This window comes from Pseudodesulfovibrio tunisiensis (assembly GCF_022809775.1).
Classification (GTDB): Bacteria; Desulfobacterota; Desulfovibrionia; order Desulfovibrionales; family Desulfovibrionaceae; genus Pseudodesulfovibrio; species Pseudodesulfovibrio tunisiensis.
Genome location: NZ_CP094380.1, coordinates 1421072 through 1436122, shown reverse-complemented (window position 1 = coordinate 1436122; position 15051 = coordinate 1421072). Strand labels below are relative to the sequence as shown.

Below are 15051 nucleotides of genomic sequence, written 5' to 3'. Positions count from 1 at the left end.
TGCTATTCGGCTCCCTCGGAATTGGCCTTGGCCGCGTCCCTGATGGCGAGGTCGATCCAGGACTGGTCGATCTGCACCTTGAGCCAGTCGATGTACGAGGGACTGCCGAGCTTCTTGAACTGGGCCATCTCATCGGCATTGGGCGCGTAGCTGATCATGCCCTTGCTTTCGAGGAAGCTGATCCGTTCGTCCACCTGGGATTCCACGAATTCGCGGGTCTTCACGTTGGCTTCGTGCGCGGCCTTTTCCAGAGCGTCGCGCTGGTCCGCGTTCAGGGAATCGAGCAGTTCGCCGTTGATGAGCAGGAACTGGTCGGAATACTGGACATTGGCCAGCGTCAGGTGCTTCTGCACCTCGAACAGGCTACCGATGATGATGTAGGTCGGCGGATTCATCTGGCCGTCGGCAACGCCGGTCTTGAGGGCCAGATACACTTCGGTCCACGGAATCGGGGTGCCGGCTGCGCCGAACGCCTCGTACATGGCCACCTGACTGGTATCCATGGCGCGGAACTTCAGTCCCTTGAAATCGGCCGGGGAATGGATGGGCTTGTTGCTGGTGAAGGCAAGAAAGCCGCCTTCCTCGACCACTTCCAGCAGTTCCACGCCGGTGCGCTCGCGCATGGTTTTGCGGGCCTTGTCCATGAACGCACTGGAGTCGAAGAAAACGTGTGCAGCCTTGTAGCTGTCGAACAGGAACGGGATGTTCGTGGCAAACATCTCGGGAAACACGGTCTGCATGCCGCCGTAGGAGGCCACATTGATGATCGGACCGCTCATGACCTGTTCCATGCGCTGTTCCTCGTTGCCGAGCTGGCTGTTGGGGAACAGATTGATTGCGATCTGGCCGTCGGTTGCCTTTTCCACCAGATTCTTGAAGGTGTCGGCAAAGTAGTGGACTGCGTTGTCGTCCTTGTTCGGCGGGCCGTTGTAGCTCATCTTGATGGAGGTTCCGGCCAGAGCCGCGGTCGGGATGGCCAGCATCAGGACCAGACAGAGCAATGCGATGCGTTTCATGAAGACCTCACAGGGTATTTTGTTGAGAAAACGCCGGGCCGGTGCGTACGTTGCACATGGCTTTCGGTGTCTTCCGTTGCAGGGCGAAAACATGGTGCGGGGACGCTCCCCCTTGTTGGGAGTTTGGAGTGGAAAGTCGGGTTTCCCTTGCCGTTGCGCAGGCGTTTCAGCCTGCATATATGCGTTTGACCCGGGGCATTATCCGGGAAACGACTTCATAGTTGATGGTGTCGATCTGCCGTGCAATCTCGTCGGCCGAGACCTCTTCCTGTCCCTGTCTGCCGAGAATGACGACTTCGTCACCCGGTTCGGCATCCGGCACGTTGCCCAGATCAATCATGGTCTGGTCCATGCAGACCCGGCCCACCACGGGCACGCGTCTGCCGCGCACCAGCATGGTTCCTGCCGAGGACAGGTGTCGGTCGTAGCCGTCGGCATAGCCCACGGGCACGGTGCCGATCAGGGTCTCGCGTTCGGTCACGTAGGTATGCCCGTAGCTGACGGAAAAGCCTGCCGGGACGCGTTTGACCTCGGCCAGCGTCGCCTTGATGCTCATGGCGGGCCAAAGGTCCATCAGGTTTTTGTCCATTTCATCGGAAGGATACAGGCCGTACAGGGAAATGCCCTGTCTGACCATGTCGAAGCGCGCCTCGGGCATGCTCATGATGGCCGCGCTGTTGGCCGCGTGCACATGGGAAAAGGAAAACCCTGCGTTCTGGAGTTCGCGCAGGGTGGAGGCAAAGGTGGTGAGCTGTTTCCGGGCTTTGGTCAGGTCTTTCCCGTCGCTGGAGGCGAAGTGGGTGAAAAGACCGTCCAGACGGATGTGTTTCAAGTCCAGCAGGAAGCCCATGGATTCGGATACGCTCTGCGTGCCGTGATTCCCGGGCGGAAGAAAGCCTATGCGGCCCATGCCGCTGTCTATCTTGAGGTGTCCCTTGACCGTGCAGCCCGCCTTTTCGGCAGCCTTGTCCAGCTCCAGGGCATAGTCGCGGGAAAACACGGCCTGAGTGATGTCCTGATCGGCCAGTCGGGCCGCGTCGCAGGGCGGGGTGTACCCGAAGATCAGGATGGGCAGGTCGAGTCCGGCCCGCCGCAGTTCCTCGGCCTCGCAGATGCGGGCCACGCCCAGAGCGCCAGCTCCTTCCTCGGCCACGGCCTTGGCCACCTCGACGGCCCCGTGCCCGTATGCATCGGCCTTGACCACGGCCATGACCTGTGCGCCGGGTCCGGCCATGTCGGCAGACAGTCTGAAATTGTGCCTGATGGCTTTCAGATCGATCTCGGCCCAGAGGGCTTCATGCACCGCCATTTCTGCTCTCCTCGTTGGAATTCCGTATCGCATAGCGATACAGGGATTCTAATAGCAATTTAGAATTATTACAAAAACAAGTCAAGTAGCTTACCCCAATCGGGTGGGTGAAATTTTGATTCACTTGTTGTATAAGGTATATAAGCGGCGGGTTCATGCCTTTGCGTGCGGAGCTGGGGCGGAGTGAACCCGGGGGGGATTCATCTAAAACCGAACGAGCGTTATGTCAAAGATTAAGAGCCGGAGAGCGAGTTCTCTTTTCGTGGCATCGGTTGAACGCGGCATGCTGATTCTGGAGGCGTTCAACCATGGACACAAGGAACTGGGGCTGGCCGAACTCGTGGCGTTGACCGGGCTGAACAAGAGTGCGGTGCAGCGGTTTCTGCATACATGGACAACCCTCGGCTATCTGTCCAAGGACCCGGCCACCAAACGGTTCCGGATGACGCCCAAGGTCATGAGTCTGGGGTACAACTATCTTCGCAGTGAACGGCTTGTGGAAGTGGGCACGCCGTATCTGGTGGAAGCGCGCAAGCGGGCCGGGAATTCCGTGTATCTGGGAACACTGTACGAGACATCCATAATTTACCTTGTCCGCCTGCCGCAGCGGGTGCTTCTGCTGGAAGGGACTTTGCCCGGACGCAGGATTCCGGCCTTCTGCGGGGGCAGAGCCATGCTGTCGCGCATGGATGAGGCCGAGGTCCGAGCCCTGCTGGAACGGTCCGATCGCAAGCCCATAACTCCATATACTGTCACTGGCGTGGAGGAAAATCTGCGCGAGATCGAAAAGGTTCGGGAAAAGGGATACTGTGTTTCGGCTCAGGAATTTCTGGTCGGCGAGATCGCGGTGTCCGCTCCGGTGGTGGACATGCATGGAACTCCGCGTGCCATCGTCTATATTTCGGCAAGGTACAGCGAATGGTCCGAGGAGCGGGTCGAGGCCGAGCTTGCCCCCATTGCTCTGGAAACTGCGGCTGCCATCGGCGCACAGCTGTAGCCGCCTTTTCCGACTTGAGCAGCGCAGGGATACCGTGTAGGAATCCTGCTCCCGGGAGGCCGATGCGCGGTCTTCCCGGCAATGTCCATCAATCCGAACACAGGATGTTTTCATGAAACCCGTGCTTGTCGATATCAGGATTCCGGCCGATCGGATTCATCTCCCCGATGCGGTTCGACTGGCTGCTCTGGAAAAGGCCGGACTGCCGAATTCCCAGGAATTCGTGACCCGTATCGTGCGCCGTTCCATCGATGCCCGGTCGCGCATGCCCAAGTTCGCGCTTCAGGTCGCCATCGCTCCGCAGGACGCCCCCGAGCCGGAGTGGGCCGAATTCCGTCCGGTCGCATTGACTGGAAAGCGCGTGGTGATCGTGGGAGCCGGGCCTGCCGGATATTTTGCGGCGTTGTCACTGCTTGAGCACGGAATCACGCCCGTTGTGCTGGATCGCGGCAAGGACGTGAACGAGCGGCGCAAGGACATCAGGAAGCTCTACACCGAGGGGCTGGTCAATCCGGATTCCAACTACTGTTTCGGCGAGGGCGGAGCCGGAACCTATTCCGACGGCAAGCTCTACACCCGATCCTCCAAGCGTGGCAATGTGGGCCGCATTCTCGATCTGTTCGTTGCTCACGGCGCATCTCCGGACATCCGCATTGACGCGCATGCCCATATCGGCTCCAACAAGCTGCCCGGGATCGTGCGCAATCTCAGGCAGGCCATTCTGGACGCAGGCGGGGAAATTCATTTCAATACCCGTGTCACGGATCTGCTTCTGGACAACGGCGTTGCCACCGGCGTTCGGCTTGCGGACGGCGAAATCGTGTCCGGCGAGGCCGTGATTCTGGCGACCGGCCATTCCGCGCGCGACATCTACCGCATGCTGGTTGCCCGCGAGGTTCCGGTGGAGGCCAAGCCCTTTGCCCTTGGTGTGCGCATCGAGCATCCCCAGCCCCTGATCGACAGGATTTTCTATCACCATTCTCCGCGCCATCCCAATCTGCCCGCAGCCAGTTATCGGCTGACCGCGCAGGTCGAGGGCCGGGGCGTGTTCTCCTTCTGCATGTGTCCGGGAGGATACGTGGTGCCTGCATCCACTGCGCCGGGCGAGCTTGTACTCAACGGCATGAGCATGGCCGAGCGCAATGCCGAGTTCGCCAATTCCGGCCTTGTCGTGGAGTTGCGGCTTGAAGACATTCCCGGCGTTCAGGATGATCCGCTGGCCGGGCTCGCCTTTCAGGCCGCCGTGGAACAGGCCATGTTTCGCGCCGGGGACGGCGTGACTCAGAAGGCTCCGGCTCAGCGCGCCACGGATTTTCTGCAGGGCCGCATATCCTCGAACATCGGCAGAACTTCCTATGTGCCCGGTGCATACGCTGCGCCCCTGCATGAACTGTTGCCCGAGGACGTGGCGCGGCGTCTGGGACAGGGGCTTGTCGCGCTCGGCAGAAAGAACAGGGGATATGATTCCGAGGAGGCCCTGCTGCTCGGCGTGGAGTCCCGGACCAGTTCTCCAGTGCGCATTCCCCGCGACAGGGAAACCATGGCCCATCCCGCCGTGCCCGGTCTGTACCACTGTGGCGAAGGCGCAGGCTATGCCGGGGGCATCGTGTCCGCTGCCATGGACGGCGAACGCGTGGCGCATGCCGTTGCCGGGAAGCTTGGATAGGGGAGTGAGGATGCCTTCGGCGACTTAAGAACCTTTTCGAGAAAAGGTTCTTAAGAATCTCCCAAAGCTTTCTGGTTCTACGCCGCCTGAAAAGGGTGAAGGAACTTGTTTGGTTCGTTTGGCGGCGTAGTTGGGTGCGGAGGAGCCTTGTTTGCCCTGTCGACGAATGAGATTCAGGGCAAACAGGTAAAAAAAGGAAAGAAGAATTTTTTTGGCCACCCGTTTCGGGAATTCGAAGAGGCCGGAGACATGTCCCGACAGGGCATGTCTCCGGCCTCTTCGAATTCCCGAAACAGAATGGGGTCAAGGGGGTGTCTGCCCCCTTGCGGGTCTGGGCAGCGCCCAGCCCCCCGGGAGGCTCGCCGAAGGCCTCATGCATCAAAAAAGGCCGGGCATAACAGCCCGGCCTTTTTGCTTTTTGATTGATGGCGCCCTAGTTGCAGAGGCAGTCGCTGAATACCACGCGGTCGCTGTATTCGGCCTGTTTGCCCTTGTTCCAGCGGGAGATGGGCCGGTAATAGCCGACGATGCGCGTATAGACCTCGGTTTCCGCTCCGCAATCCGGGCATTCGAAGTGTTCGCCCCGGATGTAGCCGTGCTCCTTGCAGATGGAGAAGGTCGGCGTGATGGAGATGTAGGGAATGCGGGTCATGGTGAAGGCCTTGATGATGAAGGCCTTGAGCGCCTTGGTGTCGGCCACGGCCTCGCCGAGGAAGGTGTGGAACACGGTACCGCCGGTGTACAGGGTCTGGAGCTTGTTCTGGTGTTCCAGTGCATAGTACACGTCGTCCGAGATGCCCACGGGCAGGGCTGTGGAGTTGGTGTAGTAGGGTGTTCCGTTGCCCTGGGCCTGAATGTCCGCGTACAGGGCCTTGTCGATCTTGGCCAGTCTGTAGCTGGTGCCTTCGGCCGGGGTGGCTTCGAGGTTGTAGAGGTTGCCGGTCTCTTCCTGAAAACGGGCGGTGATGCGGCGCAGATGGTTCAGGGTGCGGCGCATGAAGCGCAGGCCGGATTCGGTTTCGATGCCCTTGCCGAGCATGTTCATGCAGGCTTCGTGACCGCCCACCAGCCCGATGGTGGAGAAATGGCCCTTGTACCCGTTCTTGAGATAGCGCCGGGACCACGGAAACATGCCGTTTTCGAGGTTGTCCGTGATGATCTTGCGTTTGAACTCAAGGGAGTCCTTGGCGAGTTCCGCGTATTCCTCCACGAGGTCCAGAAAGTCGTCCTCGGATTCCGCGAGATAGGCGAGCTTGGGCAGGTTCAGGGTGACCACGCCGATGGAGCCGGTCAGATCGCCCGCGCCGAACAGGCCGCCGGTCTTGTTGCGCAGTTCGCGGATGTCCATCTGGAGGCGGCAGCACATGGAGCGCACGTCTTCGGGCTTGAGTTCGGAATTGATGAAGTTCTGGAAGTAGGGCACGCCGAACTTGGCCGTGAGCTTGAGCAGCAGTTCCCCGATTTCGGAATCCCAGGGGAAATCCGTGGTCACGTTGTACGTGGGAATGGGGAACGAGAAGATGCGCGAATGGTAGTCGCCTTCGATCATGACCTCTATGAAGGCCTTGTTGATCATGGCCATTTCCTCGGTGAAGTCGCCGTAGGTGAGCTCATCGTGGAACTTGCCGCCGATGATGACGGGTTCCTTGGCAATGTGCTTGGGCGGCACGAGGTCGAAGGTCAGGTTGGTGAACGGCGACTGCCCACCCCAGCGGGAGGTGTTGTTCAGATTGAACACGAATTTCTGCATGCATTGGCGGACCTGATCATAGGTCAGTCCGTCGTGGCGGATGAACGGGGCGAGATAGGTGTCCACATTGTTGAACGCCTGAGCTCCGGCCCATTCGTTCTGGAGCGTGCCGAGAAAGTTGTTCACCTGACCGAGGGCCGTGTCGAAGTGCTTGGCCGGGCCTGCCGAGGCGCGTCCTTCGAGGTTGAAGCCTTCGATGAGCAGGTCGCGCAGGGACCAGCCCGCGCAGTATCCGGCAAGGCCGAAGGAGAGGTCATGTATGTGGAAATAGCCGTGCTCGTGGGCAAGGCGGATTTCGTCAGGGTATTTTTCCAGCGAATAGCGCGCCTGCACCGTGCCGGACAGATGCAGCATGAGTCCCTGAAACGAGTGGGTCATGTTGGCGTTCTCGTTGACGCGCCAGTCCGACTGTCCCAGGTATTCGTTGATGACTTCCTTGATGTCGAGATAGGCTTCCTTCTGGGAGCGCAGCCTGCGGCGCGTTTCCCGGTACAGGATGTATTTCTTGGCTATTTCGAACTGGCGGGACTCCATGAGCACCTTTTCGACAGTGTCCTGCACGTGCTCCTGTTCCGGGATTTCCACGCCCTGAAGTCGCTGGTCCACCTTGCGGGCCAGTCTGCGGGCAAGAAGCGGGTCCTTGATGCCGCTCGCATTGAGCGCCTTGAAAATGGCCTGGGCAATGCGGTCAAGCGACCACGTTTCCAACCGCCCGTCGCGTTTCATGATCTGGCTGGGCATGCTCGGTGTCCCTCCTTGGTGGCACATATTTCTGAATAGTCAGGGAAAATCCTTCCGGCAGATAGCTGCGGGCGGTCTCCACGTCGCGGTCCGTGATTCCGGGCACCTTGGTGAGCCGGAAGTAGAACGCGTCGGGACTGGTCCGGGCCATTTCGAAAATGCGTTCGAGATTGGCCTTGGCCGCAATGGCGGACACGGCGTGTCCGGTCAGCGACGGATATTTTTCATATGGTCCCTTCACATCCACGGCAAAGACCTGGGCCAGTCCCTCGTCCATGATGTCGCGAACGACTTCCGGACGCATGCCGTTGGTGTCGAGCTTGACGGGCAGGCCGATCTTTCTGATCTCGAGCAGCAGATGGCCGAGTTCCGGCACCGTGGTCGGTTCTCCGCCGGATACGGTCACGCCGTCGAACCACTTGGCCCGGCTGGTCAGGAACGCCTTGAGCTTGCCCGGGTCGAGCCGGGGCAGGCGGTCCATGTTCCATGCAAGATCGAAATTGTGGCAGGTGGGGCAGCGCAGATTGCAGCCGCCGAGAAAAATCACGCATCCGGGATGTCCTGGCCAGTCGCACAGGCTGCTCTTCTGGAGCCCGCGCACGTAATTCCAGACACCCGAGGGCGTACTTGTCATCCTAAACTCCCTTGATTCATTTTTCTGCGGCGAAGCGTCGCAGTCTTACGGCAAAAAAATCAGGCCCGGTCATCTGAGATTGGGGTGTTCCGGGCCTGTTCCGTCGGGGGCGTCCGCAGGGGACGGCGCACGTCGGAACGTCGAAGACAGTGATACACCACGAATCAGGTTATGTACAGGGGGGTGGAGGTAATTATATGTATAGTCGGTCGGTTAAAGTCGGATATTGCCGATTAGCCATGATTGTGAGAACTCTTGAAAAGTTTTCAACATGTATGAAAAGAGACTGTCCGCAGAAATATTTGATCTTTTTTAGAGTAATTTTAGAAAATATTTTTTTACCCTTCGGCAGGATGGGTTTTCGACAGGAGAAAAAAAGCGGACTTTGGGAAAAGGGAGGGGCGCGGCAGAGAAAGAGGCTTACCACAAGGGTTTTGGGTAGGGAACAATTTTCTGGCCGTAATCCACAGCAGAAGGAACAGTCAAAATGGGGCTTTTTCCCGGCCCGAGACGGAAAGACCGTGGATCTGCGGCTTATGCCGAAGTCGGGCGGAAATGATGCGAGGTCATTCCGGAAAGGACGGCATCGGACTTGCAAATGTGGCAGGTCTGCGATCCCTGTCCCGAGTTGCGTATCCGGTATCGGAAAACGCATTGACGCCATCTGCCGGTTGGTTTTGACCGGGAGTTCTGGTATCCTGCCGGGATGGACGAACTGCGTGAGCAAAAGACATACAAGATCGGGCAGGCGGCCAGAAAAATCGGGGTCAAACCGTATGTGCTTCGGTTCTGGGAAGGGGAATTCGAGGAAATTCAGCCCATCAGGACCGAAAGCGGACAGCGGCTCTACACCGTGGAGACCCTGGAAGTCATCAGCGAGATAAAGCGGTTGCTTTATGACGAAGGCCTGACCATCGAGGGGGCCAAGAAGAAACTGGGCAATCGGGATCGGGACGCATTTCTGCGGGATATTCAAAACGAACTTGTGGCAATCCGGAATCTGCTGGGCGACTAGCTATCGCCCTGTGCGGGGATTACATGACCAAGATTGTGAAATGGATCGGAATCGGAGCGGCGGCTGCCGTCATTCTGGTGGCCGTTGCGGTTGTGGTTTTTCTTTCCACCTTCGACATCAACGACTACAGGGAGCGCATCGCCCGCGCCGTGCATGACGAAACCGGGCGCACACTGGTCTTTGACGAGGACCTTTCCCTGACCGTATTCCCTTCATTGGGTGTGGAGATGGGGCGGGTCAGCCTGTCCAATGCCGAGGGTTTCGGACCGCAACCCATGCTTCAGGTGCTCGGCGCCAAGGTCAACGTGAAGCTGATTCCCCTGCTCAGGGGACAGATCCGGTTCGGCATGCTGGACATCGACGGGCTGACCGTGCGTCTCAAGCGCGATGCGGGCGGCAGGGCCAACTGGGACGATCTCACCGGACGCGAGGATGCGCCTGTGGCGGAAGAGTCCTCGGCCGATAAATCCTTTTCCCTTGAGATCGAGGGCGTGGACATTTCCGACGCCAATCTGGTGTGGGACGACCGCAGGGATGACAGGAAATTTCTGCTTCGTGGTCTGAATCTGAAGACAGGGCGCATCTTCCGTGGCGCTCCGTTTCCCGTGGACGTTCGACTCGATTTCGAATGCTCGCGTCCGGATGCCAGAGGAACCCTGACCTTGTCCGGCAAGTCGTCCGTGGATTTTCAGGCCCGGGAATACGGGCACATGGACATGAAGCTGGCCGTGGAGGCGCAGGGCGCGGACGTGCCGGGCGGCAAGGGCCGCGTGGAAACAGCCTTGCAGCTTCTGGTTGCGAATTTCAGCAGGGAGACCGTGCAGGTCTCGGGACTGACCGTTTCCGGCTACGGCATGACCGTGCATTGCGACGGAACCGTGCAGGGCGTGATGGATGGGCTGAAAAAGGCGGTCGCCACATTCAAGGCCGAACCTTTTGATGCGAAAAAGACGCTGGCAGCACTCGGCATGGATGTGCCGCAGACCGGCGATCCGGCCGCGCTCACGGCTTTGGGCGGCATGGCCGAGGTCAATTATGCCCCGGGCGATCTGCATGTTCCGTCTCTGGAATTGCACTGCGACGGCGCGCGCATTGCCGGAAGATTGCGCATCAGGGAGGCGGACGAAGAACCGTTCTATTTTGTGCGGCTGGATGCGGACAAGCTTGATCTGGACCGCTATCTGCCGTTGGACAGGCCGGAAGGCGCGGCGGCCGAGGAACCCGAGGATGACCGAATCCTGTTCACCGAGGCCCTGAAGAATCTGTATCTGGACGCGGAAGCCAAGGTTGCGGAATTCAAGGTCGAGGGCATGCGCATGCAGAATGTGGCGATTTCGGCCAAGGCCCGGCACGGATTGGTGCGCATCAGCCCGGTTTCCGCAGATGCCTATTCCGGCAAGCTGTCCTCGGGATTGACCATCAATGCCATGGGCGTTCGGCCCAAGATTGATTTTCTGCTCGGCATCGACAAGGTGCAGGTGGGGCCGCTGGCCAGAGATGTGACCGGAGATGAATCCTATGCCGGGTTGGCCGAGGTGAACGGCGCGTTTGCCTGCGAGGGCGAGAAGGTTTCGACCATGTTGCAGACCCTGAATGGCAAGGCGACCTTTTCCCTGACCGATGGCGTGTTTCCGGGCGTGGACCTGCTGGGTCTTGCCAGAAGCGCGCACGACAGCCGTGATCGGAAGGGGGAGACTCTTGAGGGAAGCGGGAAGGACAGGACGAGTTTCGGTTCCATCACCGGGACCGTGGTGGCCGTGAACGGCCTGCTGCGCAACCGTGACCTTGAAGTCAAGGCCCCGGGCCTTCGGGCCACGGGCGAGGGAGTTGTCAGTCTGCCTGCCCGGGAGATCGACTACATTGCCCGGGTCAAGCTCGTTCCCACGGGCAAGGGACAGGGCGGTGCGGATTCCGGGGATTTGTACGGAATCATGGTTCCGATCCATGTGACCGGTCCATTGGATCATCCGCGATATTGGGTGAGCGTCTCCGAATACATCAAGTCTCTTGGCGGCGCGGTCATCGGCACTGTGGGCAACGTTGTCGGCGGCGTGAAAAACGTGCTCAAGGGCATGGGACAGGCCATCGACAAATCCTGCTGCGAAGAGGACGGCGAGCCCGCGGAACAGAAAAAGCCCGAGAAGAAAGGTCTGTTCGGCATTTTCTGATTACGGATTTGAAAAACATGTCTTGAAGGCCGTCTCCGCAAGGAGACGGCCTTTCTCCTGTCTGTCACCAAAACGTCGTTTGCCGAAAATTCCTGATCCCGCTATCCTGTTTCTTCACGATTCTGCAAAGTTTGGTCCAAGGGTATCCCCTTTGTTGTCCTCAGCCCCCCTGCGCCGCCAAACCGACTTTTCGTCTTGTTTCATCCTTTCAGGCGGCGCAGAAACAAGAAGTTCGGGATTCTCAAACCTTTTAAAAAAGGTTTGAGCCGCCGGAGGCCTCCCCATGAACATACTCTATCTTTGCACAGGCAATTCCTGCCGCAGCCAGATGGCCGAGGCATGGACCCGGCTGCTGCATCCGACCATTCACTGCTGGTCCGCGGGAGTGGAACGGCACGGCATGAATCCGTATGCTGTTCGCGTCATGGAAGAAGTCGGCGCGGACATGTCCGGGCATTCGTCCAAGACCGTGGATGACCTGCCTGATCTGGCCTACGATTACGTGGTGACCCTGTGCGGCCATGCCGCGGAGAACTGTCCGTATTTCCCGGGCGCGCACAAGCGCGTGCACCGGGGATTCGATGACCCGCCGTCATTGGCAAGGGGACTGGAACGCGACGAGGATATCCTTGAAGTGTACCGGCGCGTGCGGGACGAGATTCGGAAGATGGTGGACGGGCTGCCGGACAGTCTGGAAGACGGCTAGTCCTTGACCAGCTCGTGCAGCTTGGCAAAGCTGCCTTCCAGTGGCTCCTGCTCGGTGACGAGCTGGCGCAGGAACTTGTTGATGGGCCCGACCATGCTGATGGCCTTGTCCACCTCGGCATTGGCTCCCTTCTGGTACGCGCCGATGTTGACCATGTCCTCCACGCGCTTGAACGCGGCCATGTGGCGGAGCATTTTGCGGCCATCGGCCTGAACTTCCTTCGTGGTGATGTCGCTGCGCAGACGGCTGATGCTGCGGAGCACGTCGATGGCCGGGAAATGTCCCTGATCCGCGAGCTCGCGCGTCAGCACCACGTGTCCGTCGAGAATGGAGCGGGTGGAGTCGGCAATGGGTTCGGTGAAGTCGTCGCCGTCCACCAAGACCGTATATATGCCTGTGATGGAACCGGTGCGGCTCTTGCCCGCGCGTTCCAGCAGTTTGGGCAGATGTGCGAATACGCTGGGCGTATACCCGCCTCGTGTGGGCGGTTCCCCGGCTGCAAGGCCGACCTCGCGTCCGGCCATGGCAAAACGCGTGACCGAGTCCATCATCAGGAGCACGTCCTTGCCCTGATCCCGGAAGAATTCGGCTATGGCCGTGGCTGCGTAGGCAGCGCGCATGCGGATGAGGGGGCTCTTGTCCGAGGTGGCCACCACGACCACGCTGCGCGCCATGCCCTCGGGGCCGAGGTCGCGTTCCATGAATTCCACGACCTCCCTTCCGCGTTCGCCCACCAGAGCAATGACGTTGATATCCGCCTTGGTGTAGCGGGCCATCATGCCCATGAGCGTGGATTTGCCCACGCCGGAACCGGCCATGATGCCCACGCGCTGGCCCTTGCCCAGTGTGAGCAGGGAATTGATGGAGCGCACGCCCACGTCAAGGGGAGCGTCAATGCGAGGACGTTCCAGCGGGTTGGGCGGATCGCGATGCAGGGGAACGTAGGCTTCGGGCGCAATGGTACCGTTGCCGTCCAAGGGGTCGCCGAATGCGTCCACGGCCCGACCGAGCAGGCCGTATCCCACGGGAATGTTCGGCGGGGTGCTGACATTCTGGATCAGGCTGCCCGGGCTGATGCCGCGCATGTCCGAGTAGGGCATGAACAGGCAGGCATGGTCGCGGAATCCCACGACCTCGGCGGGAATGGGGTCGCTGCCGTTGTCCGGGATTAGATAGCAGACCGAGCCGAGCGGGGCCTTGATGCCCTGTCCCTCGGCAATGAGGCCCACGACCTTGGTGACCTTGCCAAAGGATTGGCAGGGTTCCAGTTCATGCAGCAGGGTGATGCAGTCCGCGCAGTCCAGAACCATGTCAATCCCCTGCCGGTCGTTCGGCTATGGCGAGTTCGTCGAGAATGGGTTCCACTCCGGCCCAGCGTGTGGCCACGGTGTTGTCCACCATGCCGTCCTCGGCTTCCACGATCACGCCGCCCGCGTCCACGTTCGGATCGGGCTTGATGGACCAGTATCGCAGGGAAGGATTCCGGTTCTGGATGTCCTTGAGCATGGAGTCCAGAGTTTCCGCATCATTGGGCGCACAGCGGATGGTCAGCTTTCGCTGGGATTCGAGGTGTTCCACGGCCTGATTCAGCAGGCTGGACAGGGATTGAACCCGGGAAGCTTCCATTTCGATGCCAAGGGTCTTGGCCACGGCGAGCTTGATCAGGGCGACCAGATCGTCGTGCCGCTGCTGCCAGATGGTGTTGCCCTGTGCGCCGATCTGGCCGAACAGGCCTTCCATCTTCTGCGTCATGGCCTGAACCTGACTTTGGATTTCCCCATCGGCCCTGGCCTTGCCTTCCTTGTAGCCTTCCTGTGCTGCCGCTGCGCGCAGTCCCTCGGCTTCGAGCATGGCGTGCTGGATGATCTCCTTGGCCATGTCCTGCGCCCTGGTGCGGACGCGATCCAGATATTCCTCGTCGGTCTTTTCGTCCCAGATCAGTTTGCGCTTGCCCTCGATCTCCTGAATGGTCATCTCGTCCGGGCCGGGCGTATCCATGCCCATGACGACCTTTCCGGTATATTTCTTCGGGCCGGGTGCGGAGGTCTTAGATAAAGACATCGCTGCCACCTCTGCTGATCACGATCTTGCCTTCGTCCTCCAGACGGCGGACGGTCTTGACGATGTTCTGCTGGGCCGATTCGACCTCGGAAAGCTTCTTGGGCGGCATGATTTCGAGGTCTTCCTTGATCATGGTGCTGGCGCGTTCGGACAGGTTCTTGAAGAACTTTTCCTTGAGTTCCTCGGATGCACCCTTGAGCGCCACGGTGAGGTCCTCGTTGGAAACCTCCTTGAGCAGTTCGCGGATGGCGATGTCGTCCACGGCCTTGATGTCCTCGAACACGAACATGAGGTTGCGGATGTCTTCGGCCATCTGGGTGGATTCCTCCTCGATCTCGGAGAGAACCTCTTCCTCGGTGTTGCGGTCCACGGCATTGAGGATTTCCGCGACTGCGGCCACGCCGCCGACCTTCTTGCCTTCCTTGCCACCCATGGCGATGAGCTGGCTCTGGAGCACCTTGTCGACTTCCATGAGCATCTCCTCGGCAACGGCTTCCAGCTTGGCGAGGCGCATGAGCACTTCGGCGCGCACGCCTGCGGGAAGGTTCTGGATGAGTTCCGCGCCCTGGTCCGGATGCAGGTGCCCGATGATGAGCGCCAGGGTCTGCGGATGTTCGTTGCGCAGGATCTGGGCCAGAATGCGGGGGCTGACATTGCCGAGTTCCTGAAACGGGGTGGGGCCGGTGTCGAGGTCCAGACTGTCCATGATGTACTTGGCGGTTTCGCTGTCCAGCGCCTTGGTCAGCAGGCGCTTGACCTGCTCGGGGCCGCCCACCAGAAGTTCCGCGCCGTAGGCCAGCGCCTCGTTGTACTCGCGGAGCACTTCAAGTACCTGTTCCTTGGGTATGGAGTCGGTTTCGAGCATGGCCTTGGAAACCGCGGCGATCTCGTTGCGCTCCATGCGCTTGAACACTTCGGTGGTGAATTTCTCGCCCAGTGCCAGCAGCACGATGGCGGTCTTCTGCGGTCCGGTGAAGTCGCTGGCCAT

At 59.8% G+C, this 15051-nt stretch carries 12 protein-coding genes; 5 read left to right on the top strand and 7 right to left on the bottom strand.

Annotated features, from left to right (window positions below):
* Positions 1-2: 2 nt before the first annotated feature.
* Together MPN23_RS07160 and alr are read right to left on the bottom strand one after the other, a co-directional pair.
* The gene (locus tag MPN23_RS07160; protein WP_243547012.1) at positions 3-1016 is read right to left on the bottom strand and encodes a TRAP transporter substrate-binding protein; all 1014 of its coding nucleotides are present in this window, start codon (positions 1014-1016) and stop codon (positions 3-5) included.
* Positions 1017-1182: 166 nt separating this feature from the next.
* Positions 1183-2325, bottom strand: coding sequence for an alanine racemase (alr, locus tag MPN23_RS07155; RefSeq protein ID WP_243547011.1), 1143 nt, complete (start codon positions 2323-2325; stop codon positions 1183-1185).
* A gap of 262 nt (positions 2326-2587) precedes the next feature.
* Between alr and MPN23_RS07150 the strand changes: the two genes are divergently transcribed.
* Both MPN23_RS07150 and MPN23_RS07145 read left to right on the top strand, forming a co-directional pair.
* On the top strand, positions 2588-3322 hold the full coding sequence (locus tag MPN23_RS07150; protein ID WP_243547010.1) for an IclR family transcriptional regulator: 735 nt from the start codon (positions 2588-2590) through the stop codon (positions 3320-3322).
* Positions 3323-3434: 112 nt separating this feature from the next.
* Entirely contained in the window at positions 3435-4988 is a 1554-nt protein-coding gene (locus MPN23_RS07145) for an NAD(P)/FAD-dependent oxidoreductase (RefSeq protein WP_243547009.1), read from the top strand.
* A gap of 433 nt (positions 4989-5421) precedes the next feature.
* On the opposite strand, the gene MPN23_RS07140 is transcribed toward MPN23_RS07145, so the two are convergent.
* Both MPN23_RS07140 and MPN23_RS07135 read right to left on the bottom strand, forming a co-directional pair.
* The gene (locus MPN23_RS07140) at positions 5422-7479 is read right to left on the bottom strand and encodes a ribonucleoside triphosphate reductase (protein WP_243547008.1); all 2058 of its coding nucleotides are present in this window, start codon (positions 7477-7479) and stop codon (positions 5422-5424) included.
* Positions 7427-8113 carry an anaerobic ribonucleoside-triphosphate reductase activating protein gene (locus tag MPN23_RS07135; protein WP_243547007.1) on the bottom strand — a complete coding sequence of 229 codons (687 nt, stop codon included), beginning with the start codon at positions 8111-8113 and terminating at the stop codon, positions 7427-7429. Before MPN23_RS07135 ends, MPN23_RS07140 begins: the two co-directional genes overlap by 53 nt.
* A 706-nt stretch (positions 8114-8819) precedes the next feature.
* On the opposite strand from MPN23_RS07135, the gene MPN23_RS07130 reads away from it, so the two are divergent.
* The 3 genes from MPN23_RS07130 (at position 8820) to MPN23_RS07120 (ending at position 12002) form a co-directional block, all read left to right on the top strand.
* Positions 8820-9128 carry a MerR family transcriptional regulator gene (locus MPN23_RS07130; RefSeq protein ID WP_243547006.1) on the top strand — a complete coding sequence of 103 codons (309 nt, stop codon included), beginning with the start codon at positions 8820-8822 and terminating at the stop codon, positions 9126-9128.
* Between the two features lie 23 nt (positions 9129-9151).
* The gene (locus tag MPN23_RS07125) at positions 9152-11296 is read left to right on the top strand and encodes an AsmA family protein (protein ID WP_243547005.1); all 2145 of its coding nucleotides are present in this window, start codon (positions 9152-9154) and stop codon (positions 11294-11296) included.
* 283 nt (positions 11297-11579) lie between these two features.
* Positions 11580-12002, top strand: a complete 423-nt coding sequence (locus tag MPN23_RS07120; RefSeq protein WP_243547004.1) for an arsenate reductase ArsC — start codon at positions 11580-11582, stop codon at positions 12000-12002.
* Here MPN23_RS07120 and MPN23_RS07115 read toward each other — a convergent pair.
* The 3 genes from MPN23_RS07115 to fliG are packed head-to-tail and all read right to left on the bottom strand — an operon-like array spanning position 11999 to position 15051.
* Positions 11999-13312, bottom strand: a complete 1314-nt coding sequence (locus MPN23_RS07115) for a FliI/YscN family ATPase (protein WP_243547003.1) — start codon at positions 13310-13312, stop codon at positions 11999-12001. The two genes, MPN23_RS07120 and MPN23_RS07115, sit on opposite strands and share 4 nt — an antisense overlap.
* Position 13313: 1 nt before the next feature.
* Entirely contained in the window at positions 13314-14063 is a 750-nt protein-coding gene (locus tag MPN23_RS07110; protein WP_243547002.1) for a FliH/SctL family protein, read from the bottom strand.
* Positions 14050-15051, bottom strand: coding sequence for a flagellar motor switch protein FliG (gene fliG / locus MPN23_RS07105; protein WP_243547001.1), 1002 nt, complete (start codon positions 15049-15051; stop codon positions 14050-14052). Before fliG ends, MPN23_RS07110 begins: the two co-directional genes overlap by 14 nt.

Bases quoted from the DNA above. Each gene is read 5' to 3' on its own strand.
- MPN23_RS07120 (WP_243547004.1), top strand. From the start codon at position 11,580: ATGAACATACTCTATCTTTGCACAGGCAATTCCTGCCGCAGCCAGATG.
- MPN23_RS07115 (WP_243547003.1), bottom strand. From the start codon at position 13,312: ATGGTTCTGGACTGCGCGGACTGCATCACCCTGCTGCATGAACTGGAA.
- MPN23_RS07110 (WP_243547002.1), bottom strand. From the start codon at position 14,063: ATGTCTTTATCTAAGACCTCCGCACCCGGCCCGAAGAAATATACCGGA.
- MPN23_RS07145 (WP_243547009.1), top strand. From the start codon at position 3,435: ATGAAACCCGTGCTTGTCGATATCAGGATTCCGGCCGATCGGATTCAT.
- MPN23_RS07135 (WP_243547007.1), bottom strand. From the start codon at position 8,113: ATGACAAGTACGCCCTCGGGTGTCTGGAATTACGTGCGCGGGCTCCAG.
- MPN23_RS07140 (WP_243547008.1), bottom strand. From the start codon at position 7,479: ATGCCCAGCCAGATCATGAAACGCGACGGGCGGTTGGAAACGTGGTCG.
- MPN23_RS07130 (WP_243547006.1), top strand. From the start codon at position 8,820: ATGGACGAACTGCGTGAGCAAAAGACATACAAGATCGGGCAGGCGGCC.
- MPN23_RS07160 (WP_243547012.1), bottom strand. From the start codon at position 1,016: ATGAAACGCATCGCATTGCTCTGTCTGGTCCTGATGCTGGCCATCCCG.
- MPN23_RS07125 (WP_243547005.1), top strand. From the start codon at position 9,152: ATGACCAAGATTGTGAAATGGATCGGAATCGGAGCGGCGGCTGCCGTC.
- alr (WP_243547011.1), bottom strand. From the start codon at position 2,325: ATGGCGGTGCATGAAGCCCTCTGGGCCGAGATCGATCTGAAAGCCATC.
- fliG (WP_243547001.1), bottom strand. From the start codon at position 15,051: ATGGCCAGCGACTTCACCGGACCGCAGAAGACCGCCATCGTGCTGCTG.